At 71.7% G+C, this 24707-nt stretch carries 26 protein-coding genes and 3 tRNA genes; 18 read left to right on the top strand and 11 right to left on the bottom strand.

Going from position 1 to position 24707, the window contains the following annotated elements; all coding sequences use genetic code 11:
* The first annotated feature begins 38 nt into the window (after positions 1-38).
* On the top strand, positions 39-530 hold the full coding sequence (locus ACRQ4B_RS03720) for an inorganic diphosphatase (protein WP_070417329.1): 492 nt from the start codon (positions 39-41) through the stop codon (positions 528-530).
* A gap of 94 nt (positions 531-624) precedes the next feature.
* On the opposite strand, the gene ACRQ4B_RS03715 is transcribed toward ACRQ4B_RS03720, so the two are convergent.
* Both ACRQ4B_RS03715 and ACRQ4B_RS03710 read right to left on the bottom strand, forming a co-directional pair.
* Complete coding sequence (locus ACRQ4B_RS03715; RefSeq protein WP_439693342.1) at positions 625-2067, bottom strand: C40 family peptidase; 1443 nt, start codon at positions 2065-2067, stop codon at positions 625-627.
* Between the two features lie 32 nt (positions 2068-2099).
* The gene (locus tag ACRQ4B_RS03710) at positions 2100-3371 is read right to left on the bottom strand and encodes a M23 family metallopeptidase (protein WP_439693341.1); all 1272 of its coding nucleotides are present in this window, start codon (positions 3369-3371) and stop codon (positions 2100-2102) included.
* 300 nt (positions 3372-3671) lie between these two features.
* Here ACRQ4B_RS03710 and ACRQ4B_RS03705 point away from each other — a divergent pair.
* The 3 genes from ACRQ4B_RS03705 to ACRQ4B_RS03695 all read left to right on the top strand — a co-directional run bounded on the left by ACRQ4B_RS03705 (position 3672) and on the right by ACRQ4B_RS03695 (position 3945).
* A tRNA-Glu gene (locus tag ACRQ4B_RS03705) sits at positions 3672-3744 on the top strand.
* Between the two features lie 50 nt (positions 3745-3794).
* A tRNA-Asp gene (locus tag ACRQ4B_RS03700) sits at positions 3795-3871 on the top strand.
* Position 3872: 1 nt separating this feature from the next.
* Positions 3873-3945: transfer RNA gene (locus ACRQ4B_RS03695), tRNA-Phe, on the top strand.
* A 76-nt stretch (positions 3946-4021) separates the two neighbouring features.
* Here the strand turns inward: ACRQ4B_RS03695 and ACRQ4B_RS03690 are convergent.
* A complete protein-coding gene (locus ACRQ4B_RS03690) occupies positions 4022-5032 on the bottom strand; it encodes an aldo/keto reductase family protein (protein WP_439693339.1) in 1011 nt (336 codons plus the stop codon).
* A gap of 123 nt (positions 5033-5155) precedes the next feature.
* Here ACRQ4B_RS03690 and ACRQ4B_RS03685 point away from each other — a divergent pair, with 123 nt between their 5' ends.
* Positions 5156-6148: an SDR family oxidoreductase gene (locus tag ACRQ4B_RS03685; RefSeq protein WP_439693337.1), complete on the top strand. Its 993-nt coding sequence runs from the start codon at positions 5156-5158 to the stop codon at positions 6146-6148.
* Between the two features lie 115 nt (positions 6149-6263).
* Here the strand turns inward: ACRQ4B_RS03685 and rocD are convergent, their stop codons facing one another.
* Positions 6264-7484: an ornithine--oxo-acid transaminase gene (rocD, locus tag ACRQ4B_RS03680; RefSeq protein ID WP_439693336.1), complete on the bottom strand. Its 1221-nt coding sequence runs from the start codon at positions 7482-7484 to the stop codon at positions 6264-6266.
* Complete coding sequence (gene ddaH / locus ACRQ4B_RS03675; RefSeq protein WP_439693334.1) at positions 7484-8374, bottom strand: dimethylargininase; 891 nt, start codon at positions 8372-8374, stop codon at positions 7484-7486. Before ddaH ends, rocD begins: the two co-directional genes overlap by 1 nt.
* Before the next feature lie 244 nt (positions 8375-8618).
* Between ddaH and ACRQ4B_RS03670 the strand changes: the two genes are divergently transcribed.
* The 4 genes from ACRQ4B_RS03670 to ACRQ4B_RS03655 are packed head-to-tail and all read left to right on the top strand — an operon-like array spanning position 8619 to position 11047.
* A complete protein-coding gene (locus tag ACRQ4B_RS03670; protein ID WP_071293350.1) occupies positions 8619-9056 on the top strand; it encodes an Lrp/AsnC family transcriptional regulator in 438 nt (145 codons plus the stop codon).
* Positions 9057-9066: 10 nt separating this feature from the next.
* A complete protein-coding gene (locus tag ACRQ4B_RS03665; protein WP_439693333.1) occupies positions 9067-9435 on the top strand; it encodes a hypothetical protein in 369 nt (122 codons plus the stop codon).
* A gap of 17 nt (positions 9436-9452) precedes the next feature.
* A complete protein-coding gene (locus ACRQ4B_RS03660) occupies positions 9453-10286 on the top strand; it encodes a nitroreductase family protein (RefSeq protein WP_439693331.1) in 834 nt (277 codons plus the stop codon).
* Entirely contained in the window at positions 10283-11047 is a 765-nt protein-coding gene (locus ACRQ4B_RS03655; protein ID WP_439693330.1) for a YqjF family protein, read from the top strand. Before ACRQ4B_RS03660 ends, ACRQ4B_RS03655 begins: the two co-directional genes overlap by 4 nt.
* Before the next feature lie 3 nt (positions 11048-11050).
* On the opposite strand, the gene ACRQ4B_RS03650 is transcribed toward ACRQ4B_RS03655, so the two are convergent.
* Positions 11051-11653: a hypothetical protein gene (locus tag ACRQ4B_RS03650; protein ID WP_439693329.1), complete on the bottom strand. Its 603-nt coding sequence runs from the start codon at positions 11651-11653 to the stop codon at positions 11051-11053.
* A gap of 92 nt (positions 11654-11745) precedes the next feature.
* Between ACRQ4B_RS03650 and ACRQ4B_RS03645 the strand changes: the two genes are divergently transcribed.
* From ACRQ4B_RS03645 to ACRQ4B_RS03635, 3 genes are read left to right on the top strand one after another with little or no spacing between them, the layout of a single operon-like run.
* The gene (locus tag ACRQ4B_RS03645; protein ID WP_439693327.1) at positions 11746-12102 is read left to right on the top strand and encodes a hypothetical protein; all 357 of its coding nucleotides are present in this window, start codon (positions 11746-11748) and stop codon (positions 12100-12102) included.
* Between the two features lie 10 nt (positions 12103-12112).
* The gene (locus tag ACRQ4B_RS03640) at positions 12113-12655 is read left to right on the top strand and encodes a dihydrofolate reductase family protein (protein ID WP_439693325.1); all 543 of its coding nucleotides are present in this window, start codon (positions 12113-12115) and stop codon (positions 12653-12655) included.
* Positions 12656-12686: 31 nt separating this feature from the next.
* Positions 12687-12884: a hypothetical protein gene (locus tag ACRQ4B_RS03635; protein ID WP_439693324.1), complete on the top strand. Its 198-nt coding sequence runs from the start codon at positions 12687-12689 to the stop codon at positions 12882-12884.
* A 16-nt stretch (positions 12885-12900) separates the two neighbouring features.
* Here ACRQ4B_RS03635 and ACRQ4B_RS03630 read toward each other — a convergent pair whose 3' ends face one another.
* Both ACRQ4B_RS03630 and ACRQ4B_RS03625 read right to left on the bottom strand, forming a co-directional pair.
* Entirely contained in the window at positions 12901-13629 is a 729-nt protein-coding gene (locus tag ACRQ4B_RS03630; protein WP_439693323.1) for a tyrosine-protein phosphatase, read from the bottom strand.
* Complete coding sequence (locus ACRQ4B_RS03625; protein ID WP_439693322.1) at positions 13622-17185, bottom strand: proline dehydrogenase family protein; 3564 nt, start codon at positions 17183-17185, stop codon at positions 13622-13624. The genes ACRQ4B_RS03630 and ACRQ4B_RS03625 overlap by 8 nt, the downstream gene beginning before the upstream one ends.
* A 107-nt stretch (positions 17186-17292) precedes the next feature.
* On the opposite strand from ACRQ4B_RS03625, the gene ACRQ4B_RS03620 reads away from it, so the two are divergent.
* Together ACRQ4B_RS03620 and ACRQ4B_RS03615 are read left to right on the top strand one after the other, a co-directional pair.
* The gene (locus ACRQ4B_RS03620) at positions 17293-17772 is read left to right on the top strand and encodes a MarR family winged helix-turn-helix transcriptional regulator (RefSeq protein ID WP_439693321.1); all 480 of its coding nucleotides are present in this window, start codon (positions 17293-17295) and stop codon (positions 17770-17772) included.
* A 103-nt stretch (positions 17773-17875) separates the two neighbouring features.
* Positions 17876-18778, top strand: coding sequence for an NAD-dependent epimerase/dehydratase family protein (locus ACRQ4B_RS03615; RefSeq protein ID WP_439693320.1), 903 nt, complete (start codon positions 17876-17878; stop codon positions 18776-18778).
* Between the two features lie 37 nt (positions 18779-18815).
* Here ACRQ4B_RS03615 and ACRQ4B_RS03610 read toward each other — a convergent pair whose 3' ends face one another.
* From ACRQ4B_RS03610 to ACRQ4B_RS03600, 3 genes are all read right to left on the bottom strand, one after another.
* Positions 18816-18995, bottom strand: a complete 180-nt coding sequence (locus tag ACRQ4B_RS03610) for a hypothetical protein (protein WP_439693319.1) — start codon at positions 18993-18995, stop codon at positions 18816-18818.
* Between the two features lie 41 nt (positions 18996-19036).
* Positions 19037-19789, bottom strand: a complete 753-nt coding sequence (locus tag ACRQ4B_RS03605; protein WP_439693318.1) for a M23 family metallopeptidase — start codon at positions 19787-19789, stop codon at positions 19037-19039.
* Positions 19790-19905: 116 nt separating this feature from the next.
* Positions 19906-20871 carry a DNA-3-methyladenine glycosylase family protein gene (locus ACRQ4B_RS03600; RefSeq protein ID WP_439693317.1) on the bottom strand — a complete coding sequence of 322 codons (966 nt, stop codon included), beginning with the start codon at positions 20869-20871 and terminating at the stop codon, positions 19906-19908.
* A gap of 73 nt (positions 20872-20944) precedes the next feature.
* On the opposite strand from ACRQ4B_RS03600, the gene ACRQ4B_RS03595 reads away from it, so the two are divergent.
* The 4 genes from ACRQ4B_RS03595 to ACRQ4B_RS03580 all read left to right on the top strand — a co-directional run bounded on the left by ACRQ4B_RS03595 (position 20945) and on the right by ACRQ4B_RS03580 (position 24570).
* A complete protein-coding gene (locus tag ACRQ4B_RS03595; RefSeq protein WP_439693316.1) occupies positions 20945-21973 on the top strand; it encodes a 6-phosphofructokinase in 1029 nt (342 codons plus the stop codon).
* A gap of 35 nt (positions 21974-22008) precedes the next feature.
* Entirely contained in the window at positions 22009-22986 is a 978-nt protein-coding gene (locus tag ACRQ4B_RS03590) for an MDR family oxidoreductase (RefSeq protein ID WP_439693315.1), read from the top strand.
* Between the two features lie 88 nt (positions 22987-23074).
* The gene (locus ACRQ4B_RS03585; RefSeq protein ID WP_439693314.1) at positions 23075-23755 is read left to right on the top strand and encodes a GntR family transcriptional regulator; all 681 of its coding nucleotides are present in this window, start codon (positions 23075-23077) and stop codon (positions 23753-23755) included.
* Between the two features lie 20 nt (positions 23756-23775).
* Positions 23776-24570 carry an ABC transporter ATP-binding protein gene (locus ACRQ4B_RS03580; protein WP_439693313.1) on the top strand — a complete coding sequence of 265 codons (795 nt, stop codon included), beginning with the start codon at positions 23776-23778 and terminating at the stop codon, positions 24568-24570.
* Positions 24571-24707: the final 137 nt, after the last annotated feature.

Here is a 24707-nt window from a genome sequence, read left to right as displayed (position 1 = left end):
CCGCGCTTTCATCCCGCACATCAGACCAGGAGCGCAACATGGCCGCGTACGACGTCGTCGTCGAGATCCCCAAGGGCAGCCGCAACAAGTACGAGGTGGACCACGAGACCGGTCGCGTGTACCTCGACCGCGTGCTGTTCACCTCGTTCGTCTACCCCACCGACTACGGGTTCTTCGAGAAGACCCTCGCGGATGACGGCGACCCCGTGGACGCCCTGCTGCTCCTCGAGTACCCGACGTTCCCCGGCGTGGGCGTCAAGGTCCGCCCGGTCGGTGTCTTCAAGATGAGCGACGAGGCCGGCAACGACGCGAAGGTCCTCGTGGTCCCCGCGAAGGACCCGCGCTGGGCGCACATCCAGGACATCTCGGACGTCGACGAGCAGACGAAGGCCGAGATCGCGCACTTCTTCGAGCGCTACAAGGACCTCGAGCCGAACAAGTGGGTCAAGGCCGAGGGCTGGGGCGACGCCGCCGAGGCCGAGGCCATCGTCACGGCCGGCCAGGCCGCGTACGTGCCCGCCGGTCACTGACCCGTCCGGGTCTCCGCTCGGGCGTTCGCGCCCCGCGATGGACAACGCGCCCCGTCACGACGGGGCGCGTTGTTCATTGCGGGGCGCGTTCCTGCTAGAGCGACCCGCTCGGTCGGGCCACGTACGGCAGGAGCTGGCTCGGCGTCCAGATCGCCCGCTCGAGCACGCCGCGCTGCGGGTTCGCGGCCTCGACCATGGTGCCGTAGCCCGTGACGATCGAGTCGTGGTACGCCCCGGAGACGCTGCCGTTCGACGAGTAGAACAGGATGTCGCCGGGCTGTCGCTGCGACAGGGGCACGAGGCGGCCGATCGACTTGAAGTAGTTGTACTGCCAGACGACGTTGTGCCCGCCGGTCGCGATGCCCTGCGAGCTGTACGCCATCATCACGAGGCCGGAGCAGTCCCACTGGTTCGGGCCGGCGCCGCCGAAGACGTACGGGTCGCCGATCTGGGCACGGGCGAACGCGATGGCGCCGGCGGCCTTCGACGGGGTGCTCGGCGCGGTCGGGGTGGTCGGCGCGGTCGGGGTCGACGGCTTGCTCGGCGTGCTCGGCGTGCTCGGCCGGCTCGGGGTCGACGGGGTGGACGGCTTCGCGGGGGTGCTCGGCGTGCTCGGCCGGCTCGGCGTGCTCGGGTTCGACGGGCTGCCCGTCCCCGGGTTCGAGGGGGTGCCCGTCCCCGGGTTGGTGGACGTCGTGCCGGAGCCGTTGCTCGGCGTGGTGGTCGTGGTGCCGGAGTCCCCGCCGTCCGTGGTCGTGGTCTGCGACGCGAGCTGCGCCTCCGACCGCTTCGCCTGCTCGGCGTTCCAGTAGGCGGTCTCCGTCGCGACGCTCGTGCCCTTCAGGAAGGCGAGCTGCTGGAGGACCTCGTCCTGCTGCTCCTGCTCCTCCTGGACCCGCGTCTGCGCGGACGCAGCGGTGTCGTTCGCGTCGTCGAGGGCACGCTTCGTCGCGTCGGTGGCCTTCGCGAGGGCCGTCGTCGCCGCGGACTGCTGCGCGGCGATCGAGTCGACGGTGTTCTGGTCCGCCCGTGCCTGGGCGAGCACGGTGGCGGAGCGCTCCGACAGGTGGGACATCGTCCCGACCCGGTACAGCAGGTCCTTCGAGTCCGAGGCGTCGACGAGCATCGCGGTGGAGAGGTCGCCGCCGCCCGTGCGGGACAGCTCGACCACGAGGCCGGCGACCTGCTTCGCGGAGTCGTCCGCCGCCCGCTTCGCCCGCTTCGCCTGCGCGGTGAGGTCGTCGAGGGTGGACTGCGCCTCCTGCTGCTGCGACGAGGCGAGCGCGTACGTCTGCCCCGCCTGCAGCTCGACGACCTGCGCCCGGTCCGCCGCGTCCTGCAGCGTCTGCAGTCGGCTGCTCAGTTCGTCGACCGTGGCCTGCGCCTCGGCCGCGTCGGCCTTCGCCGCTCGCACGTCGTCCCAGCTCGGCGCCGACGGCGCTGCCTGGGCGGGCCCGGCGACGACCACGGAGAGGCCCAGTCCGAGGACGGCCATCACCGCGATCCCGCAGGAGAGGGTGCGAGCGGAGTGCTTCACGGTCGATCAGGGCCTTTCGGGCGCGCACACGGTCATACCGAGATCCCCCGCGCAGCCATGAAGGGGACCGGGTCGACGGCGGAGCCGCCCACCCGGGTCTCGAAGTGGAGGTGGCACCCGGTCGACCAGCCGGTCGACCCGATCTTCGCGATCTGCTGGCCGGCCTCGACGTGCTGGCCGACCGAGACGAGGATGCCGCCGTCGACGATGTGCCCGTAGGCGGTGGAGATGCCGCCGCCGTTGTCGAGCACGACCTCGTTGCCGTAGCCGCCGCCGTTCGCCGCGAACGTCACGGTGCCCGAGTGGGCGGCGTAGATCGGGGCGTAGCAGGCGGGCGCGAGGTCGACACCGGCGTGCAGCGCGCGGTAGTGCGTGTACGGGTCGACGCGGTAGCCGAACGGGCTCGTCTGGTAGCCGCCGGCGGGGCGCACCCACCCGGAGGAGTTCGGCGAACCGCCACCCGTGCCGCCCACGGTCGTCGCCGCGGCCTTGGCTGCTGCTGCGGCGATGGCCGCTTGGCGGGCCTTCTCGACCTGGACGCCCTTGTTGTACTTCGCCTCGACGTTCGCCGCGTTGCTCGTGAGCAGGGTCAGCTGCGCCTGCAGCCGTGCCTGGTTGTCGTTCTGCGCCTCGACGGCCGACTGGGCGGAGTCCGCCGCGGTCTGGGCCGCCTGCATCTTCTGCTGCGCGGCGCCGGCGAGCTCACCGAGCGCGTCCTTCGCGAGGGTCGCCTTGTCGGCCAGCCCCTGCGCGACACCGCGGTCCTGGCTCGCCTGCGAGTAGATGCCGTCCGCCTGCTCGCTGAGCTTCGACATGGCGCCGAGCTCGTACAGCAGGTCACCCGACTTCGACGGGTGCGTGAGGATGTCGGTCGTGACGTCGTTCGCACTCGCCCGACCGAGCTGCGCGGCGAGCTGACCGGCCTGCGCCTCGGACGCGGCCGCGGTCTTCTCGGCCTCGTCGGCCTGCGACTGCAGCTTCTGCTGGGTGAGCGTCGCGTCGTCGTACTTGGTCTGCGCCGTCTGGTACGCGGTACCGGCTGCCTGGGCGGACGCCTGGGCAGCCGCCGCCTTGGTCGTCAGGTCGGCGATGAGCGCCTTGATCTCGGAGACCTTGGCCTGCTGCGCCGACTTGGAGGCCTTCGCCTTTTGCACGTCCGACCAGCTCGGGTACGACGCCGCGCTGGCCGACGTCACCGGCGCGAGGGCCGCGAGGGTGCCGGCGGTGAGCGCGACGGCGACCGCGGCGGCGATGAAGCGGCGGCGGGGACGGGGGCGGAGTGAGAGCGATGGTGAGGTCGACATACATCTCGATTTCGTAACAGCGCGGCAAGGCTCACGCACGTAACACTGTTAACAGACGCAACAGTAACAACAGGTGTCGCACCCGCACACCCCCTCGCACGAGGGGCACGGGCCGACGACGATGCTCGCATCCGAGCATCGACAGCACGAATCGGGACCTGGAGCCCCACGGTGAGTGAAGCCCTCGACACCCGTGCACTCACCGCGACACGCCGGGGATTCCGCGGTGACGGGCCCCGATTTGTGAAACCCGCAGGGCATCCGTATGCTTGTCCATCGGTAGCGCGAAGCACCGCTTGCGGCCCTATCGTTTAGTGGCCTAGGACACCGCCCTTTCACGGCGGCAGCACGGGTTCGAATCCCGTTGGGGTCACTCTTCACAGGGTGAGCAAGCAAGCAGAGCAACACCGAACAATTACACATGGCCCTGTAGCGCAGTTGGTTAGCGTGCCGCCCTGTCACGGCGGAGGTCGCGGGTTCAAGTCCCGTCAGGGTCGCCACGGCTGGATAGCTCAGTTGGTAGAGCGTTCGACTGAAAATCGAAAGGTCCACGGATCGATGCCGTGTCCAGCCACGGTGAAAGGCCCCCTACTCCGGTAGGGGGCCTTTTCGCGTTCGTGGCGTGGACGCGAGCGTCGAACCGCGGCGCGTTACGCCTCGCGGGTCTTCGGGCTGCTGTCGTTCGTCTTCGCCGGGTCACGCTCCACGACGGAGCCGAGGGCGTCGTCGATGCGGGTCATGAGCTCTGCGGGGATCGACACCCCGGCAGCGCCGGCGTTGTCGTGCACCTGCTCCGGTCGCGAGGCGCCGATGATGGCGGACGCCACGTTCTCGTTCTGCAGCACCCACGCGACGGCGAGCTGCGCCATCGACAGGTTCAGCTCGTCGGCGATCGGCTTGAGCTCCTGGGCGGCCTCGAGGACCTCGTCGCGCATGAAACGCTCGATCATCTTCGCGCCGCCCTTGTCGTCCGTGGCGCGCGATCCCTCGGGCAGCGGCTGACCCGGCTGGTACTTGCCGGTGAGCACGCCCTGCGCGATGGGCGACCAGACGATCTGCGAGATGCCGAGCTCCTCGGACGTCGGGACGACCTCGCCCTCGATGACCCGCCAGAGTGCGGAGTACTGCGGCTGGTTCGAGATGAGCTGCACACCGAGGTCGTCGGCGAGCTCGTGACCGGCGCGGAGCTGTTCGGCGGTCCACTCGCTCACGCCGATGTACAGGGCCTTGCCCTGACGGACGACGTCGGCGAACGCCATCATCGTCTCCTCGAGCGGGGTCTCATGGTCGAACCGGTGCGCCTGGTACAGGTCGACGTAGTCCGTCTGCAGCCGCTCGAGCGATCCGTCGATGGACTCGAGGATGTGCTTCCGGCTCAGTCCCGTGTCGTTGTGGCCCTTCGGACCGGTCGGGCCGAACACCTTCGTCGCGATCTCGAGCGACTGCCGCCGCTCCCCCTTCAGCGCCTCGCCGAGGACGGTCTCGGCACCGGTGTTCGCGTAGACGTCGGCGGTGTCGAACGTCGAGATGCCGACGTCGAGCGCTGCGCGGACGCAGGCGATCGCGGCGTCGTTCTCGACCTGGGAGGCGTGGGTGAGCCAGTTGCCGTAGGTGATCTCGGAGACCTTGAGGCCCGAGTTGCCGAGGTAGCGGTACTCCATGTGCGTGTCACTCCTGTCGTGGCCGCGTCGGTGCGGCTCGGTTCGTGACGCTACGCGGCGTCGGCGGTGCAGGATCGGATAGGCGCGGTGCTGGGTTGCACCGCCGGGAGCGAAGGAGCATCCATGTCGGGAGCGAGCGTGCTGTTCATCGGCGGCAGCGGGGTCATCAGTGCCTCGTGTGTCCGCGAAGCCGTCGAGCAGGGGTTCGACGTGACCGTGCTCAACCGGGGGACCACCGGGGGCAGGCCGATCCCGGACAGCGTGACGCGCCTCCAGGCCGACGTGTCGGACCGCAGCGCCCTGGCGGACGTCCTCGGCGACCGCCACTTCGACGTCGTCGTGAACTGGATCGCCTTCACGGCGGACCAGGTGCAGGCGGACGTCGAGTTCTTCGCCGGACGGACGCGGCAGTACGTCTTCATCAGCTCGGCCTCGGCGTACCAGACGCCGGCGACGCACCTGCCGATCACGGAGTCGACGCCGTTGAAGAACCCGTACTGGCAGTACTCGCGGGACAAGATCGCGTGCGAGGAGCTGCTCGTGACGGCGTACCGGGAACAGGACTTCCCGGTGACGATCGTCCGGCCGTCGCACACCTACGACGAGACGAAGCTGCCGCTCACCGGGGGTTGGACTGCTGTGGCCCGGATGCGCGCGGGCAAGCCGATCATCATCACCGGCGACGGCAGTTCGCTCTGGACCATCACGCACAGTCGGGACTTCGCGGTCGGCTTCACGGGGCTGCTCGACCGGGCGGAGGCGATCGGTGAGGCGTTCACGATCACGAGTGACGAGGCGCCGACCTGGAACGCCATCGCGCAGGAGATCGCTTCGGCGGCGGGGGTCGACGACCTGGAGATCGTGCACGTGCCAGCGGACGCGATCAACGCGGTGGACCCGGAGTGGGGCGCGGCGCTCCTCGGCGACAAGGCGAACAGCTCGGTGTTCGACAACAGCAAGATCCGGTCGCTGGTGCCCTGGTACCGGCCGCGGACGCCGTACCGGCAGGGCGTGCGCGAGGTGATCGCCTGGTACGAGGCGCACCCCGAGGCGCAGGTGGTCGACGAGCGGCTCGACGCGCTGATGGACGAGCTGGCGGAGCGCTGGGCGGTGTGAGGGCCGCCGTTCGCGCTTCGTGAGCAGAAATGGTCGGGTGCCCGAGGGCGACCCGACCATTTCTGCACACGAAGCGGCCCACAGGGCGACGCGCCGCGCGGCGACGCCCGCGCCACTACCGCGCGGCGAGCACCTCGCCGAGCGTCCCGATCGCCAGGCGCACCTCGTCGTCGGTCACGACGAGCGGCGGCGCGAAGCGGATCGTCGACCCGTGCGTGTCCTTCACGAGCACACCCCGGTCGGCGAGGTCCTTCGCGATCGCCTTCCCGGTGCCGAGCGCCGGGTCGATGTCGATCCCGGCCCAGAGTCCGGCGACACGGTGGGCCACGACGCCCTGACCGACGAGGTCGTCGAGCAGCCCACGGAGCAGCGGTTCGCCGTCGAGCGCCCGCTGCTGGAACGTGCCCTCGCCGAGCATCGCGACGACCTCGGACCCGACGGCCGCGGCGAGCGGGTTCCCGCCGAACGTGGAGCCGTGCTCGCCGGGGCGGAGCACCCCGAGCACGTCGCGTCGCCCGACCACGGCGGACACCGGGACGATGCCGCCGCCGAGGGCCTTGCCGAGCGTGATGAGGTCGGGACGGACCCCGACGCGCTGCACGGCGAGGGTGTGACCGGTGCGGCCGAGCCCGGACTGGATCTCGTCGGCGACGAGCAGCGCGCCGAACTCGTCGCAGACCGCGCGGACGTCACCGAGGTACGACGCCGGCGGGATGACCACGCCGCCCTCGCCCTGGATCGGCTCGAGCAGCACGGCGACGACGGTCTCGTCCATGGCCTCCCGGAGCGCGCGAGCGTCGCCGTAGGGCACGGTGCGGAACCCGGGCGTGTACGGCCCGAAGTCGTCACGGGCGTCGGAGTCGTCGGAGAACGAGATGATCGTCGTGGTCCGGCCGTGGAAGTTCCCGGACGCCACGATGATGGTCGCCTGCTCCGCCGGCACGCCCTTGACGCGGTAACCCCAGGCGCGGGACACCTTGATGGCGGACTCCACGGCCTCGGCGCCGGTGTTCATCGGCAGGACCATCTCGGTGTCCGTCAACGCCGCCAACGACGCCGCGAACGGCCCGAGCTGGTCGTTCACGAACGCCCGCGACGTCAGCGTGACCCGGTCGAGCTGTGCCCGCGCGGCGTCGAGCAGCCGGGGGTTGCCGTGGCCGAAGTTCACCGCGGAGTACGCGGCGAGCCCGTCGAGGTAGCGCTTGCCGTCGACGTCGGTGACCCAGGCGCCGTCGCCCGAGGCGATGACGACGGGCAGCGGGCTGTAGTTGTGGGCCAGGGAGCGGTCCTCGACGGCGAGCGCCGCGGCGGTCGCCGTCCCGAGTGCGGCGCCCATCAGGACCGTGCCACCGAGGTGCCCGTGCCGACGGGGTGCAGGTCGAGGGTGCAGCACTTCACGCCGCCGCCGCCGAGCAGCAGCTCGGACAGGTCGACGCCGATCGGGTTGTAGCCCTTCTCGCGCAGCTGCTCCGCGAACCGCACGGCGCGCGAGGCGATCACGACGTTGTACCCGTCGGAGTACGAGTTCAGCCCGAGGATCGAGGCGTCCTCCTCCGTCGCGATGATCGCGTCGGGGAAGCGCTCGCGCAGGATGGCCAGCGACGGCTCGTCGAAGGCGCTCTCCAGGTACGCGATGTTGCTCGTGCCGTCGGCGGCGGGCTCGGGGTCGAGCACGGCGATCGCGGTGTCGAGGTGGTAGAAGCTCGGGTTGATCAGCTTGAGCGTGACGACCTCGCGGCCGTAGATCCGGGCGAGCTCCTCGTGCGAGGTGCTGTCCGAACGGAACCCGGTGCCGGCGTAGATCGTGTCGCCGACGAGCAGGAAGTCGCCCTCGCCCTCGTTGGTCTGCTCCGGCTCGGCGACGGTCAGGCCGTTCGCGGCGAACCACTCCATGTACGCGGGGCCCTCGGGCTGCCGCTCGGGGTACTGGAACTTCGCGCCGTACGCGACGCCGTCGAGCACGAACCCGCCGTTGGCCGCGTAGACCATGTCGGGCAGCCCGTCGATGGGCTCGATGTACGAGATGTCGAAGCCGAGGCCCTCGTAGACGTCGACGAGCGACTGCCACTGCTGGACGGCCTTCGAGGTGTCGGTCGGCTCCTCCGGGTGCATCCACGGGTTGATCCGGTAGCTGACCGTGTAGAAGTCGGGCTTGCACATCAGGATCGTCCGCTTGGTCGCGGTACGGGCCGGTGCATCGGTGGTCGAGGGTGCGGGGTTCGACATCAGTCCTCCTGAGGGACCGGGGCCCGAGCCTGCCAGGAACCGGAACGGAACGGGGAGAAGTGCTCCGGCGAGATGCAGGCTCACTCGCCGTAGCGGACCAGGTCGACGCCGTGCACGAGTCTAGACAGAACCGTCCAGCGGGTGCAGCACCGGGACGCGAAACACCGTGACACCCGTTCGGGGCGCGCACGTTTCGTGCGCTGAGGCCACCGGACGTGCAACAACTCCGCGTAGCATGGAGGCAATGGATTCGCTCGACCACCGCATCCTGGACCAGCTCCGGGAGAACGCCCGCGCCGGCTACGGCGACATCGGGTCGGTGGTCGGACTCTCGGCCTCGGCCGTGAAGCGCCGCGTCGACCGGCTCGTCGGTGACGGGGTGATCCAGGGCTTCACGATCAAGGTCGACCCCGCTGTGGAGGACCGCGGCACCGAGGCCTGGGTGGAGCTCTACTGCCGCGGCACCGTCTCCCCCGACGAACTCCGGTCCCTGCTCGACACCGTGCCGGAGGTCATCGACGCCGGCACCGTCACCGGCAGCGCCGACGCCGTGGTGCACATGCGCTCGAAGGACCTGTCGGCACTCGAGGAAGCGCTCGACAAGGTCCGGCTCGCACCGCAGGTCGACCACACGCGCTCCGCCATCGTGCTCTCCAAGCTGGTCAGTCGCGAGACCGCGTAGCGTTCGTCGCATGGGACGGACGACGGCCGGGAGGCACGGATCGCCTCCGACGCGGTCGCGTGCGGCCCGCCGTCTGGTCGCCGCCGCGACCCTCGCCTACGTCGCGAACTGCGCGTGGGGCACCGCCGTCGCGGTGCGGCTCGTCCGGACGAAGAAGCTCCGCGTCGTGCACCACGGCCTGTTCGTGGTGACGGCCACCCTGACCGGCGTCGCCGCGACCACCCCGGTGTGGACGCGCGACCGTTCGGCGCTCTTCCTGCTGCCCGCACTCGTGCCGCTCGCGGTCGCCCCACGCACGAACCCGCGCTCCGGAGCACACTGGAGAGTCGCGGTCGCCGCTGCGCCGTCCTACCTGGGGGCGGTGCTGTTCCGGCGCTGACCGCGGGGAGGACAGCAGTGGAGCTCTTCGAGGCGATCCGACGTCGGCGCACGACCAACGGGGCGTTCCTGCCCGACCCGGTCTCCGAGGAGCACCAGCGGTTGCTCATGGAGCTGGCGGGGCGGGCGCCGTCGCAGCTGAACAGCCAGCCGTGGCGGTTCGTGCTGGTCGAGGAGCGCGCGACCATCGACCGCGTCGCCGAGATCAGCGGGTCGTCGATGACCAGGACCATGGCGGAGGGCACGTTCTTCGAGCGCTACAAGCCGTACTTCCGGTTCTCGCAGGCCGAGATGGACGAACGGCGCGACGGGATGCTGTTCGACAAGCTCCCCGGGCCGCTCAAGCCGTTCACGAAGCAGGTGTTCACGAAGCGCGGGCAGCTGCTGATGAACACCCTGCGCGTGCCGCACACCCTCGGTGAGGAGAACCGGAAGCTCGTCGCCGGGTCGCCGCTGCTGCTCGGTGTGCTGCTCGACCGCCACGAGTACCGGAAGGAGGAGCTGTCCGGCTTCTACTCGGTGTTCAGCATGGGTGCGGCGATGGAGAACATCTGGCTCGCGACGACAGAGCTGGGCCTCGGGATCCAGTTCGTGTCCTTCCCGATGGAGACCCCGGGAGCCTGGGAGGAGATCGAGGGACTGCTCCACGTGCCGGAGTCCCTCGAGCTGATGGCCGTGTACCGGATCGGGTACCTGCCGCCGGAGCGCCGCCGTCCTGCGATCGACTGGACCTCGAGCGAGCGGAAGCGTCCGTCGCAGTACGTGTTCCGCGGGACCTGCGACACCCCGCAGCAGCGGTGGGACGACGCGCCCGTGGCGGGGCACATCGCCCCGGACGGGACCGCCTCGTGACCGCGACCGTGCCCGCCGGGGCCGAGCCGGGCCTCCAGGCCGTCGCCCCCGGCCTGACCGGACGTCCCTGGATCGAGCAGGCGTGGCGGGACGTCGTGTTCGTGCACTGGCGGGTCGACGTGTCCGCCGTCGCGCCGCTGCTGCCAGCCGGGACCCGGCCGGACACCGTCGGGGTGGACGGCGTCGACGACGGCGTCACCACGTGGGTCGGTCTCATCGGCTTCCGCTTCACCGACACGCGCTTCCCGCCGGTGTCCGTCGGACGGGTCGGCGACTTCGTCGAGATGAACGTCCGCGTCTACACCGTCGACGAGCGCGGCCAGCGCGGCGTGGTGTTCCTCTCGCTCGACGCCGGGAAGCTCGCCCCGACCGTCGGCGCCCGCGTCGCGACCGGCCTGCCCTACAAGTGGGCGGTGGCGGAGCAGCGTCGGCCGGCGCCGGACCGGGTCGCCTACGCGGTACGGCGCCACGGGACGCACCTGCGGTCGCTGGTCGACCTGCGGATCGGTGCGCCGATCGCCGAGCCGAGCACGCTCGAGACGTTCCTCACCGCACGGTGGGGGATGCACGTGCACCGCGCCGGCCGGACCCGGTTCTGGCCGAACGAGCACGAGTCGTGGCCGTTGCACCGGGCCTCGGTCGTGTCGTTCCGCGACGACCTGGTCGGCGCCGCGGGGCTGCCGTTCGCCCTGACCGAGCTCGAACCGGACTCGGTGCTGTACTCCCCCGGGGTCGTGACGCGGTTCGGGCTCGGGCGCTGAGCCTCAGTCCCTCGGGGTGCGGGCCGCGATCCGGAACTGCACGATCGCCATCACCAGGCTGATGACCCCGAACCCCACCCCACCGCCGATCCACGCCGCCACCCGGTAGTGCTCCGTGCCCGGGACGGTCAGCCCGAGGGTGGCGAGCGCCGCGCAGGCCGCCGCCACTGCTCCGGACGCCCAGGCGGCGACGAGACGGTCCAGACGCGGGACCGACCGGGCGAACCGGAATGCGGTCGGGACCGCCGCGACGCCGCCGAACACGGCGCCGAGCGGAAGCCCCGCCGTCAGACTCGCGACCGCGACCACCGAGACGACCGTCACGCCGGCGACGACCCGCACCACGTGCAGGCGCCACGATGCGGAACGATCCTGTGCGTCGTAGGCGGAGCGGGCGGCGACGAACAGCGCGACCGCAGCTGCGACGACCACGACACCCGACGACACCCCGGCCACCAGGCCGAGCACGTCCCCGAACGCGATCCCGGCGGCGACCAGCAGTGCGGCGAGGAGCAGAGCGAGCAGCGGCAGGTCCCAGACCTCCCGCTGCCGGGTCGGCGTGCTGAGCACCCAGCCCGGCGGTGCTTCCTCGTCCTGCGTCTCCACCCGGCCATCATGCTCGGTCGGGGTCCTCGTCCACCACCGCCGGCGGACGTCCGCTGTGCGCGCGCACCGACGGCGTGCGGTGGACTGGGTGCATGAACCGAACGAGGACACTGGTCGAGACCGTCCGGGCTGCGATCGGGGTCGGGCACGCGGTCCGTGTGCTGCGCGGCAGCGCCCACCCCGCGCTGGACACCGTCCTCGCCGTGCGGCAGATCGGCCAGGCGCTGCTGGTCGGCCGCGCCGGAAGCGGTCGCGCCGGCAGTGCGGACGCCCACACGCTGAGCGCTCTCGTGGACGCCCTGCACGGTGCCTCGATGGTGCCGCTCGCCGTCGCCGACCCGCGCCGCCGCCGGTTCGCAGCCGCGCAGGTCGGCATCTCGCTGGTCCTGGTCGTCGCGGAGACACTCGCCGTCGGCGCCGGCCGGGGTGCTGTCGGGGGTCGTCGCTAGCGTCGCGGCCATGAGCACGATCTACTCCGTCGCGTCCTCCCTCGACGGGTTCGTGGCCGCACCCGGTGACGACCTCGACTGGCTGCTGCAGTTCGGCTTCGAGCCGTTCCAGGAGCACCACGACCGCTTCGTCGCCGACGTCGGCGCGATCGTGATGGGGTCGACCACGTACGAGTGGCTGCTCGCCCACGACGACACGTGGGCGTACCCGGGGCTGCCGACGTGGGTGTTCACCACCCGGGACCTCGCGGCGCCGGACGGTGCCGAGGTGCAATTCGTGTCGGGACCGGTCGCGGACCACCAGGCCGACGTCGAGCGGGCAGCGGGCGGGCGCGACGTATGGGTGGTCGGCGGCGGGTTGCTCGCGGCGCAGTACCAGCAGGCGGGACTGCTCGACGAGCTCCGGGTCACCGTGATGCCGATCGCGCTCGGGGCAGGGGCGCCCCTGCTGCCGGTCGCGGCCCCGACGCCGGTGTTCGAGCTGATGGGGACGACGCCGTTCACCGGCGGCGCGGTCGAGCTGCACTACCGATCTGCGCACCCCTCGGCGTGATGCCCATGTGCCGCGGCGTAGCGTCCGGAGCATGAGCGACAACGAACAGACCGAGCCCGTCATGGACGGCGCCACCGAGGCCACGAACCACGAGAAGCTGCGCGGCCTCATCGAGCAGGTCGACCACGACCACGCGGGCGAGGGTGCCGGCGCGATGGCCGACCACCTGCGCGACCGCATGGACGAGACGGGCGTCGAGGACGAAGAAGGCGGCGACACCGAGGACTGACCGGTCGAACCGCTGATCAGGCGACGTGCGTGCGGAACGTGCGCAGTGCCTCCAGGTCGGCGTCGTCGAGACCGGCGCGCTCGACGAAGCGGTCCACGTCGAACCCGGTCAGCGCGGCGCGGAACGCGCCCGCGACCGTGGTGCCGTTCTCCGCGCAGAGCGCCTCGATCTTCGCCTCACTCGACGGGACCCCGATCGACGCGAGCAACGCCGGGGCGTTCTCGACGGTGATGCGGTAGTCCGCGACGATCGCCTCGGGCTCGACGCCTGCGATCGTCAGCAGGGCGAGCGCGACGATGCCCGTGCGGTCCCGGCCGCCGGCGCAGTGGAACAGGACGCCGCCGGGTTCCGCCCGCGCGATCGCCCGCAACACGGAGCCGGTGCGCTCGGGCAGTTCGTCGAGGTGCGGACCGTAGTACAGCGGCGTACCGACGAGTCCGGTCTCCCAGTACGCCTCCCAGAACGTCGGCGCGGCATCGAGCCCGTCGTGGTCGATCACGACCGTGGTGAGCCATGCCGGCCGTGATCCGGTGTCCTTCGCGGTCTCCGACGGCGCACGCAGGTCGACGACCGTGCGGATGCCCGCGTCGTGCAGTGCCCGCCAACCCGACTCGGTGAGCCGGTCGACGCTCTCGGACCGGAACACGCGACCGGCCGGGGTCGTCCCGCCGCCGCGGCGCGGCAGACCGCCCAGGTCCCGCCCGTTGAACAGCCCGTCGGCGTGCAGGGTGCGCGCGTCAGACATGCAGCTCGGAGAGGTCGGGGTCGAGGTCGCCGAAGCGGTGCGCGGTGATCGACACCGACTGCTCCCGCAGGAACGGCAGCATCTCGATGATCCCCGCCTCGACGACGGGGGCGTCGTGGATCGCCACGTCGACACTGGCGCCGAGCGCTTCCTCGAGCGCGAGCGGGTCGCCGCCGACGAGCCGGATGCGGGCACCGGGGCCACCGAACGCCGTGTGGGTCGGGCGGTCCAACCCCTGCGACAACACGGTCTCCAGGGCGTCCTCGTGCTCGTCCTGGCCGCTCGACCAGTCCTGACGGAAGACGTCGCCCGACGCTGCCCGCCGGTGGAACTCCGCGTCGGACTCCACCAGGTGGTCGACGACGTCGAGCGGCGAACGGTTCGACGCGAGCAGCTGCGTGAGGGGGCCGGGCAGCGGTCGGGCGCTGCTCAGGAGGACGTGGGCGCGTGCGGCCGTCGCGGCGACGAGCACACGGACGAGGTCACCGGTGGAGGCGTCCTCGGCCTGCCGCACCACGACGGACTGCGGCCGCCACCGCAGCACGTTCCGCTGCACGACGAGTCCCGACGGGTCGTGCGCGACGCCGAACTCCGACGCACGGGCGCGGACGTCGCTCAGCGCGCCGGCACGGACCTGGTCGAACTCCTCGAACGACAGGCCGCTGCGGGCCGCCTCGATCACGGCGGTCACGCGCGACGGCAGCCCGTGCAGCTGGATGCTCTTGTGGACCGTGCGCGGGACCGGTTCCCACCGACCGAGCGTCGCGACGTACATCGGGCCGCCCGCCTTCGTGCCGGTGCCGACCGCCGAGCGCTTCCACCCGCCGAACGGCTGCCGTCGTACGACCGCGCCGGTGATGCCGCGGTTGACGTACAGGTTGCCGGCCTGCACCCCGGCGATCCAGTCGGCGACCTCGTCGGCGTCGAGCGAGTGGATGCCGGCGGTGAGACCGAAGTCGGTGCCGTTCTGGATCGCGAGCGCCTGCTCGAGCGTCTCGGCGCGCATGATGCCGAGCACCGGCCCGAAGTACTCCGTCTGGTGGAAGTCGCTGCCCAGGCGGACGCCGTCGCGGATGCCCGGTGACCAGAGCCGTCCGGAGTCGTCGAGCGGCGCGGGCTGGACGAGCCACGACTCCCCCGGACCGAGCTCGGTGAGCCCGCGGCGGAGCGTGCCCGAGGGCTCCGCGATGAGCGGCCCCATCTGCGCCGTCGGGTCGTCCGGCCACGCGACCCGGAGCGTCCGCGTGGCGTCGACGAGCTGTCGTCGGAACCGTTCGCTCTCGCCCACCGACCCGACGAGGATCACCAGCGACGCCGCCGAGCACTTCTGTCCGGCGTGCCCGAAGGCCGACTGCACGATGTCCTGCACGGCGAGGTCGAGGTCCGCGCTGGGCGTGACGACGATCGCGTTCTTGCCGCTCGTCTCCGCCGTCAGGGGCAGGCCGGCGCGCCACCACCGGAACGACCGGGCGGTGTCCGCCGAACCGGTCAGGATGATCCGGTCGACGGCCGGGTGCGCGATGAGGTCACGGCCGAGGTGGTCCTCGTCGAGGTCGACGAGCTGCAGCAGGGAGTGCGGGACACCGGCGTCCCAGAGCACGTCGGCGAGCAGGGCACCGCTCCGCTTCGCTTCGGGTGCGGGCTTGAGGACGACACCGCTGCCCGCGGCGAGCGCCGCCAGCACACCGCCGGCAGGGATCGCCACCGGGAAGTTCCACGGGGGCACGACGACCGTCAGTCGAGGCGGCACGTACCGGGCGCCGTCACCGTCGAGCGTCGCCAGCTGCCGGGCGCTCTCGGCGTAGTGGTGTGCGGAGTCGATCGCCTCGCTGACCTCGGCGTCGGCCTCGCCCAGGGTCTTGCCGGTCTCGGCCGCCATCACCTCGACGAGGTCGGCCCGGCGGGTCTCCAGCTCGTGCGCGATGAGGTCGAGCAGCTCGGCACGGTCGGACGGGTCCTGTCGCCCCCAGTTCACGCCGGCCTGCGCGGTGCGGGCGACGATCCGTTCGAGCGTCGACCGGTCGACGACCTTCGCGCCGCGGATCGTCTGCGCGCCGAGCTGGGACCGGGGCACACGGCGGAGGACGTCGGCCGCCCAAGCGCGGTTGGCGGCGATCGAGGGGTCGGTGTCCGGCACGTTCACGAAGCGCTCGCGGTGCACGGGGTCGCCGACGGGCGCGCGGCGGTCCTGCGTGCGGTTGGTGGTGGGGACCGGTTGCCCGAGCGCCGCGACCGACGTCAGGTACCGGCCGCGTTCCCGCTCGAAGACGCTCTCGTCGTGGTCGATGTCCGCTGCGCTCGCGATGAAGTTCTCCGGGCTGGCGCTCTCCTGCAGCCGCCGGGCGAGGTAGCCGATCGCGGCGTCGAACTGGTCCGGCTGGACCACCGGCGTGTACAGCAGCACCTGCCCGACGTCGGCCCGGACGGCATCGGCGTGCGTGGTCGCCATGCCGAGGAGCATCTCGACGTCGATGGCCTCGGTCACACCGCGGCGCTGGGCGAGCACCCACGCGGTGGCGAGGTCGAAGAGGTTGTGGCCCGCGACGCCGATGCGGACGGCGTCGGTGCGTTCCGGCGTCAGGGCGGCGTCGAGCATCCGGAGGTAGGCGGTGTCGGTCTCCTGCTTCGAGCCCCACGTCGCCAGCGGCCACTCGTGCAGGATCGCGTCGACCCGTTCCATCGCGAGGTTGGCGCCCTTGACGAGCCGGACCGTGATCGGTGCGCCGCCCCGGGCACGCCGTTCCTGCGCCCACGTGGTGAGCGACTCCAGCGCCCCCGCAGCGTCGGGCAGGTACGCCTGCAGCACGATGCCGGCTTCGAGGTGCAGGAACTCGTCGCGGTCCAGGAGCGCCCGGAACACCGCCAGGGTGACGTCGAGGTCGCGGTACTCCTCCATGTCGAGGTTGATGAACTTCGCCGGGTTGCCGGACGCCGCCAGTCGGTACAGGGGCACGAGCCGGTCCACCACGCGCTCGACGGTCTGGTCGAACGCCCACATCGACATCTGCGGCACCACGGCACTCACCTTGATGGACACGTGGTCGACGTCGTCCCGCGCGAGCAGGTCCATCGTCCCCTGCAGCCGTCGGTCGCTCTCCGCGCTGCCGAGCACGGCTTCGCCGAGCAGGTTCACGTTGAGCCGCGTGCCCGGTCCGCCGACCTTCGCGAGCGCCGGCCCGAGCTTCGCCGGGGTCGCGTCGATGACGAGGTGCCCGGTCATCCGGCGCAGGATCTTCCGCGCCGTCGGGATCACCGCCCACGGAGCCATCGTCGCGAAGCCACCGCCGAACGTCACCGCGCCCCGGAGGTACCAGGCGAGGAAGTCCGGGACGTCCTGGCTGACCTTCTCGAGGTTGCGGGCGGCGACCCGCGGGTCCTCCGGACGGATCACCTTGTCGACGAAGCCGCGCGTGAAGTCGAGGCCACGCTCGTCGCGGAGCGCAGCGGCGAGTCGAGCGGCCCCCGCGTCCGGCTTCGCATCGGCCGACGCCGCCAGCCACCGTCGCACGAGGGCGACGGCGTCGTCGGTGCAGTCCTGCAGTCGAGCGCTCGGCATGCTCCGATCGTATGCCGCGCCACCGACCCCACCTCGGAGCCACCCGGACGCGCGCTCCGAGGAAGCCGAACCCCGCCGACGGCGCCGCGGGTCGGTACGCTGACGCAATGCCGAACGAGGGGGCCGGAGGCCACGACTGGGCCACGTGGGACGCGTACCACGACGTGTGGCGACGACTCGACCGGGCGCTCGACCACGCCGTGCAGCAGGGGGCCGGCATCTCGATCCCGGAGTTCGAGATCCTCATCGGACTCCACCGCGACCCCGAGCACCGGTTGCGGGTGCGTGACATCGCGGCCGGGATCGGCTGGGAGAAGTCCCGGGTGAGCCATCAGGTCACACGCATGGTCGCGCGCGGCCTGGTCGAACGCGCGGACTGCCCGACGGACGGCCGTGGGAGCTGGGTCGTGATGACGACCGAGGGCCGCCGAGCGGTGCTCGCGGGCATCCGCGCGCACACGGGTGCGCTCGAGGACCTGTTCTGGAGGCCCGTGGGGACCGACGCCGAGACCCTGCGGTCCGTCAGCGCGCGCGTCCAGGACGCCATCGGCCCCGACGACGTCGAGCACGACCACGACGACGCCTGACGGCGTCGGCGTGACCGCCGTCGCGGTGCGCCCTGCGCATTCGTCGCCCCGGCGCGCAGTCCGTCTCGGGACCTCCCCGGCACCGCTGCCCCATGATGGGGCGGTGGACATCGTCATCGCCGGCTGCGGCGACCTCGGGATCGAGACCGGCCTGCGCTGCACGGCGGCGGGCCACCGCGTGGTCGGACTCCGGCGCCGGGGCGATCTCGTCCCCGCCCCGCTCGTCGGCCGGTCGGTCGACCTCCGCCGTGAGGTCGCACCGATCGACCCCGACACGGACGTCGTCGTGGTCGCACTGGCCGCCGGGAGCCGGGACGTCGACGAGTACCGCGCGACCTACGTCGACGGACTGCGGAACGTCCTGGACGGCATCGCCGCGTCGGGGTCCCACCCGCGCATCGTCGTCGTGTCCTCGACCGCGGTGTACGACGTGGACGACGGCGGGGTCCTGACCGAGGAGACACCGACGAGCGCCGGGACACCGACCGCGGGCGTGCTGCTCGAGGCCGAGGCGCTCCTCCGCGACCGTGCGCCGGGCGCGGTGCTGGCGCGACTCTCCGGGATCTACGGGCCCGGCCGCGAGCGCCTGATCGACCAGGTCCGTGGCGGCACGGCCCGGCTCGCCCCGGTCGCCGGCGGGTCGCCGCACACGAACCGGATCCACCGCGACGACGCCGCCGCTGCGCTCGTGCACCTGGCGTCAATGGACGACCCCGCTCCGACGTACCTCGTCACCGACGACGAACCCGCACGCCTCGACGACGTGTACACGTTCCTCGCCGCGGAGCTCGGTGTCGCGGCGCCCTCGCGTGCCGAGGCCGCCGGTCGGCAGGGCGCAGGGGACAAGCGACTGTCGAACACCCGTCTCCGCGAGTCCGGCTGGGCCCCGCGGTTCCCGTCGTTCCGCGAGGGCTACCGCGCCGTGCTCGCCGGCGAGGGCACCCGTCACGGGGAACCCGGCCGGACCGGGAAGCACCGAAGCGCGGACGGGAGGCCCGCGGCGTGATCGCCACGGGCCTCCCGTCGTGCGGTCGGTGCGCGCCTCAGGCCGACGTGCCCTGCAGTGCGATGGCCTTCCAGACGTCGAACTGACGGTCGTTGCCCACGATCGGGTTGCCCCAGACCTTGATCGCGGACTGGAGTTCCTCCTGGTTCTTGAGGCCTCGGAAGTAGCCGGGGCCGACGACGGCGATGCCACGGTTGGTGGACTGGATGAGCTTCATGGTGTTCTCCTCGTGCTGTTCGTGTTCGTGTCGTGTGCGGGTCAGGCCGCGGTGCCCTGGAGCGCGATGGCCTTCCAGACGTCGAACTGACGGTCGTTGCCCTCGATCGGCTCGCCGGCCAGCGCGACCCCGCACGACTCGAACTCCGCCGTGGGCAGCGCCCGGAAGTACCCGGCCCCGACGATGGCTGCTCCGCGCCCCGGGGACTTGATGAGACGGAAGTCGTCGTCGCGCGGCGCCGTCGGAGCGGTGTTGTCGTTGGCCTTCGGCGCGTTCAGGATGTAGGGCGCCGGATCGATGAACGAGCTGCTCGTCCCGGTCGAGAGCCCCAGGTGCAGGTGGTCGCCACTCGACACACCAGTGCTCCCGACCTTGCCGATGTACTGCCCTGCCGAGACGGTCTGACCCACTCGCACGGCGATCGAGCTCTGGTGTCCGTACCAGCTCATGTACCCGTCGTGCTGGATCCGCGTCAGGTTGCCGAACCCCCAACCGTCCAGAGGACCCGCCGTGACGACGGTGCCCGAGGCGACGGCGTGGATCGGGACGCCCTCGCCGGCCGCGAAGTCGATGCCCTGGTGGTTCGAACTGCCGCCCTCGACGGGTACCGGCCGTGGACCGAACGGGCTCGAGACCGGGTACTCGCGGTCGAACGGGTACCGCCACGAAACGGCAGCCCTGGCCGATGATGCGTCGAAGGCGACACCACCGAGTGCGGCCGCACCGGCCGCGACACCGGCGTACGCGAGCAGCTGGCGCCTCGTGGGCCCTTGGACGTGGTCTGTGCTGTCCACGTTTCCCCTCTCAGGGGACGACCCCTTCGCCCCCTCGGCCGACGCTAGTCAGGGGGCTGGAGCCCGGAAAGTCGGCAAGTGCACCGACCCGTCTGTACCCTTGTACAGGTTCGGGTTCAGTGGTATCGGTGGTCCTGGATCGTCATCCGCGGACCGAACGCCGGCTTCCGGAAGCCCGAGCCGCCGATCAGCCGCACGACGCGCTCCCGGTGCCCTCGCCAGGGTTCGAGGAGTTCGAGCATCCCGTCGTCGTCCACCGGGCCCCCGGTCAGTGCCCAGCCGACGAGGGCCGGCACGTGGAAGTCCCCCACGCTCGGGGAGTCGGGGTCGCCGTGCGCACGCTGCGCGGTCTCGGCAGCGGTCCACTTCCCGATGCCCGGCACGGACTGCAGCCGCGCCGACACGTCCGACCCACCACGGCCCAGGGACAGCGTCCGCTCGAGCGCCGGAGCGACCCGCATCGCCCGCATCACCGTGGCCGACCGCCCGGGTTCGATGCCGGCCCGGTGCCACTCCCAGCTCGGGATCCTCGCCCACGTCGCGGCGTCCGGCGGTACGAACATGTCCGCCGGCGCCGGTCCGGGTGCGGGTGTGCCGTGGCGGCGCAGCAGGTACCGCCAGGCACGCCAGGCCTGCCGGGAGGTCACCTTCTGCTCCATGATCGCCGGCACGAGCATCGCGACGACGGTGTTCGTCCGGAGCAGCCGGAGTCCGGGCTGCGCGTGCCGGGCCGACGCCAGGAACGCGTGCGCGGAGACGTCGAGGTCGGACCAGTCGTCCCCTCGGCCGAGCATCTCGGGCGCGTGCTCCACCGCCCACGACGCTCCCGGTCCCCAGGCGGACACTGCGATCGCGTCCACTCCCGCCCGCCGGACCAGCACCGTCGCGGGTCCGTCCGGTGTGCGGAGCGCGAGCCACGTGTCGGCGCCGACCACCCGGAAGGCGGGGTCGCCGGAACCGCGCTGCAGCGGCCGGAGGGTCGCGCGGACGTCCACCGCGCCTCCAGGCCGGTACACCGTGTCCACGCGGGCCGCGTCGTCGGGCGCGTCGACGGACGACGCGGCGGGAGCATGCAGGGACACACCGGGATGGTAATGCGGAACCCCTGTCAGTCATGATGGGACCACACCCCCACCACGTGACGACGGAGTTCCCATGCGCATCGGCATCCTCACCTCCGGAGGCGACTGCCCCGGTCTGAACGCGGTCATCCGCGCGATCGTGCTGAAGGGCATCGCGATCTACGGGCACGACTTCGTCGGGTTCCGCGACGGCTGGCGCGGTGTGGTCGACGGCGACATCGTCCCGCTCGGCCGGAAGGACATCCAGGGCATCGCCAAGCAGGGCGGCACGATCCTCGGCACGAGCCGGACGAACCCGTTCGAGGGGCCGAACGGCGGTGTGGAGAACATCGAGCGGACGCTCGAGCGACACGGCATCGACGCCATCGTCGCGATCGGCGGCGAGGGCACCCTGGCGGCGGCGAAGCGGTTGACGGACGCGGGTCTGAAGATCGTGGGCGTGCCGAAGACGGTCGACAACGACCTCGGCGCGACCGACTACACGTTCGGCTTCGACACCGCCGTCGCGATCGCGACCGAGGCGATGGACCGCCTCCGCACCACCGGCGAGTCGCACTCGCGCTGCATGGTGGCCGAGGTCATGGGCCGTCACGTCGGTTGGATCGCCCTGCACTCCGGCATGGCGGCGGGCGCGCACGCGATCCTCATCCCCGAGCAGAAGACGAGCATGGAGCAGATCGCGCAGTGGGTGCGGGCCGCCTACGACCGTGGTCGTGCGCCGCTCGTGGTGGTCGCGGAGGGGTTCGTCCCCGACCACGAGGACAACGCGCACACCGAACGTGGTCTGGACGCGTTCGGCCGTCCGCGTCTGGGCGGGATCGGCGAGCGTCTCGCGCCGCTGATCGAGGAGATGACGGGCATCGAGACCCGGGCGACGACCCTCGGGCACATCCAGCGCGGCGGCACGCCGACCGCGTACGACCGGGTGCTGTCGACGCGTCTCGGCCTGGCGGCCATCGACGCCGTGGTCGAGGAACGGTGGGGCCGCATGGTCGCGCTGCGGGGCACGGACATCGTGCACGTGTCGTTCGACGAGGCGCTCGGCGAGCTGAAGACCGTCCCGCAGGAGCGGTACGACGAAGCCGCCATCATGTTCGGGTAGGACGTCGGACGGGAGGCACGGGTAGCGTCCGACAGGTGACCCGCGCAGTCCTCGTCTCCAGTGCAGAGCCCCCCACGATCACCGAGGTCGACCTGGCCGACCCGGCCGAGGGCGAGGCCCTCGTCGACGTCCGGTACTCGAGCGTCAACTACAAGGACGGGCTGGCGCTCGCCCGGAACCCCGGGGTCGCGCGGGTGGACCCCCTCGTGCCGGGCATCGACGTCGTGGGCGTCGTGTCGGCCCTCGGTCCGGGTGTGCAGGACGTCGCGATCGGCGATCGGGTGGTGCTGAACGGCGCGGGCCTCGGCGAGACGCGCCACGGCGGCTGGGCCGCGCACGCGGTGGTGCCGTCCGGGTCGCTCGTCGTGCTGCCGGACGGCATCGACGACATGTTCGCCGCGGCGATCGGCACGGCCGGGTTCACGGCGATGCTCAGCGTGCTCGCGCTCGAACGGTTCGTCGCGCCCGAGGCCGGTCCGGTGCTCGTCACCGGCGCGTCCGGCGGCGTCGGCACCGTCGCGATCGCCCTGCTCGCCGCTCGCGGGTACGAGGTCACGGCGTCGACGGGGCGGACCGCGAACGAGGCGTCGCTCCGGACCCTGGGGGCGACGCACGTGGTCGACCGGGCCGCGTTGGCCGAACCCGGCAAGCCGATGCAGCGCGCGACGTGGGCCGGCGCGGTCGACAGCGTCGGCGGCGCCACGCTCGCCAACGTGCTGGCGGGGACCCGCTGGGGCGGCGCCGTGACGGCGTGCGGCCTCGCGCAGGACTCCGCGCTCCCCACCACCGTGTTGCCGTTCATCCTCCGCGCGGTGTCCCTGCTCGGCATCAACTCGGTCGACGCACCCCCGGCACTGCGCCGACGGGCGTGGGAGCGGCTCGCGTCCGACCTCGACCCCGCGTTGCTGGCCGCGGTGACGCGCACGGTGTCCCTCGAGGACGCGATGGCGATCGGACCGGAGGTCGTCGCCGGACGTGTGCACGGGCGCACGGTCGTACGGATCGACGGCTGACATTCCATCATACCAAGATTTCACAAGCGTTTGCATATTGACACGTTAGGATTTGAGTACAGAACACCCGCAGCGTGAGGAGTCCGGCATGCCCGTCCCCAAGTCGACCGTCGAGAACTCCCCCCGGAAGCTCCTCCGTGACGTCGTCCTCGAGAAGATGCTCGCCGCGATCCAGGACGGCACGCTGCAGGCCGGCGAACGACTCAACGACGACGAACTCGTGCGGTGGCTCGGCGTCAGCCGCACCCCGATCCGCGAGGCCATCGCGAAGCTCGTCGACTACGGGCTGGTCGAGATGGAGGCGAACCGCTACACCCGGATCGCCACCCCGAACGCGAAGCAGTTCGACGACACCCTGCAGGTGCTCGGCGGGTTCACCGAACTCGCCGCCCGCTGGTCGGTGCCGAAGCTCGACGACGCGACCGCCGGGGAGCTCGTCGAGGCCCTGGAGGACATGCGCCGCGGTGCCGAGGCAGAGGACCTCCGGGCGACCAACGCGGCACTCGACCGCGTCGTGAAGCTCTTCATCGCGTACTCGGACAACGAACTGCTGTCGAAGCTCGCCGAGTCGGTGATCCCGCGTGCGCAGTTCCTCGCGCTCTCGCAGTCGCGCGGGGTGTTCTGGGACGTGCAGAACTTCATCGACCCGCTCCGCGCTGCGATCTCCCGTCGTGACGGCGACGCCGCGAGCGCGACGATCCGCTCGTTGACCACCACCGTCGACGAGCTGACCGGAGCCGTCCGCGCGGGAGCAGCCGCCGACCGGTGACCTCCGACACGATGGCAGTCGTGAACACCGACGACGACGTCCTGGTCCGCGCCGAGGGCGTGCGGATCACCCGGTCCGGCCGGGACCTCCTGCACGACGTCGACCTGACCGTGCGGCGCGGGGAGCACTGGGCGCTCCTCGGGCCGAACGGCGCCGGCAAGTCCACGCTGCTCGCCGTCCTGGGCGCCACCGGACACCCGACGGCCGGGACGGTCGCGCTGCTCGGCCGGCAGCTCGGCCGCGTCGACGTCCGGGAGCTCCGCGAGCACATCGGGCACGTCGATCCGCGCCACCGGATGCTCTCCCCGCTGACCGTGCTCGAGACGGTGCTGACCGGTCTCACCGGGACGACCGACCTGATGATGCGGTGGACCCCGACGGACGACCAGGTGACCACTGCTGAGCAGCACATCGCCGACGTCGGGCTCACCGCGCGGCGGGACGCCCGCTGGCCCGTGCTCTCCCAGGGCGAGCGGGGGCGAACGCTCATCGCCCGTGCGCTGATGTCCGAACCGCAGCTGCTCCTGCTCGACGAACCCGCGACCGGCCTCGACGTCGCCGCACGGGAGCACCTGCTCGAGACGGTCGACGCGCTGCGCCTCCGGCATCCCGAACTCGGCAGCGTGATGGTCACCCACCACCTGGAGGACCTGCCCGCCTCCACCTCGCACGCGATGCTGCTGCGGGACGGCGCAGTCGTCGCGCAGGGCACCTCGGACGAGGTGATCACGTCCTCGGCGGTGTCGCACGCGTTCGACTTCCCGCTCGCCATCCTGCGCGCCGAGGGACGCTGGGCCGCTCGCCGGGCCTCGTAGCCGCACGCCGCGCGTCGGAGCAGCACGCCGCACGTCGGAGCAGCACGCCGCGCGTCGGAGCCGAGCCGCGCCTCCAGGCCGGAGGTCGCCGCAACGGCGCGCTCCCACCGTCCGAGGGGCGGTGTGGTCCCCTGTCC

The sequence above is a fragment of the Curtobacterium sp. SP.BCo genome, from assembly GCF_051903265.1.
In the GTDB taxonomy this organism is placed as follows: domain Bacteria; phylum Actinomycetota; class Actinomycetes; order Actinomycetales; family Microbacteriaceae; genus Curtobacterium.
Note: the sequence above shows the minus strand (reverse complement) of the source record. Positions and strands in the feature narration are given on the sequence as shown.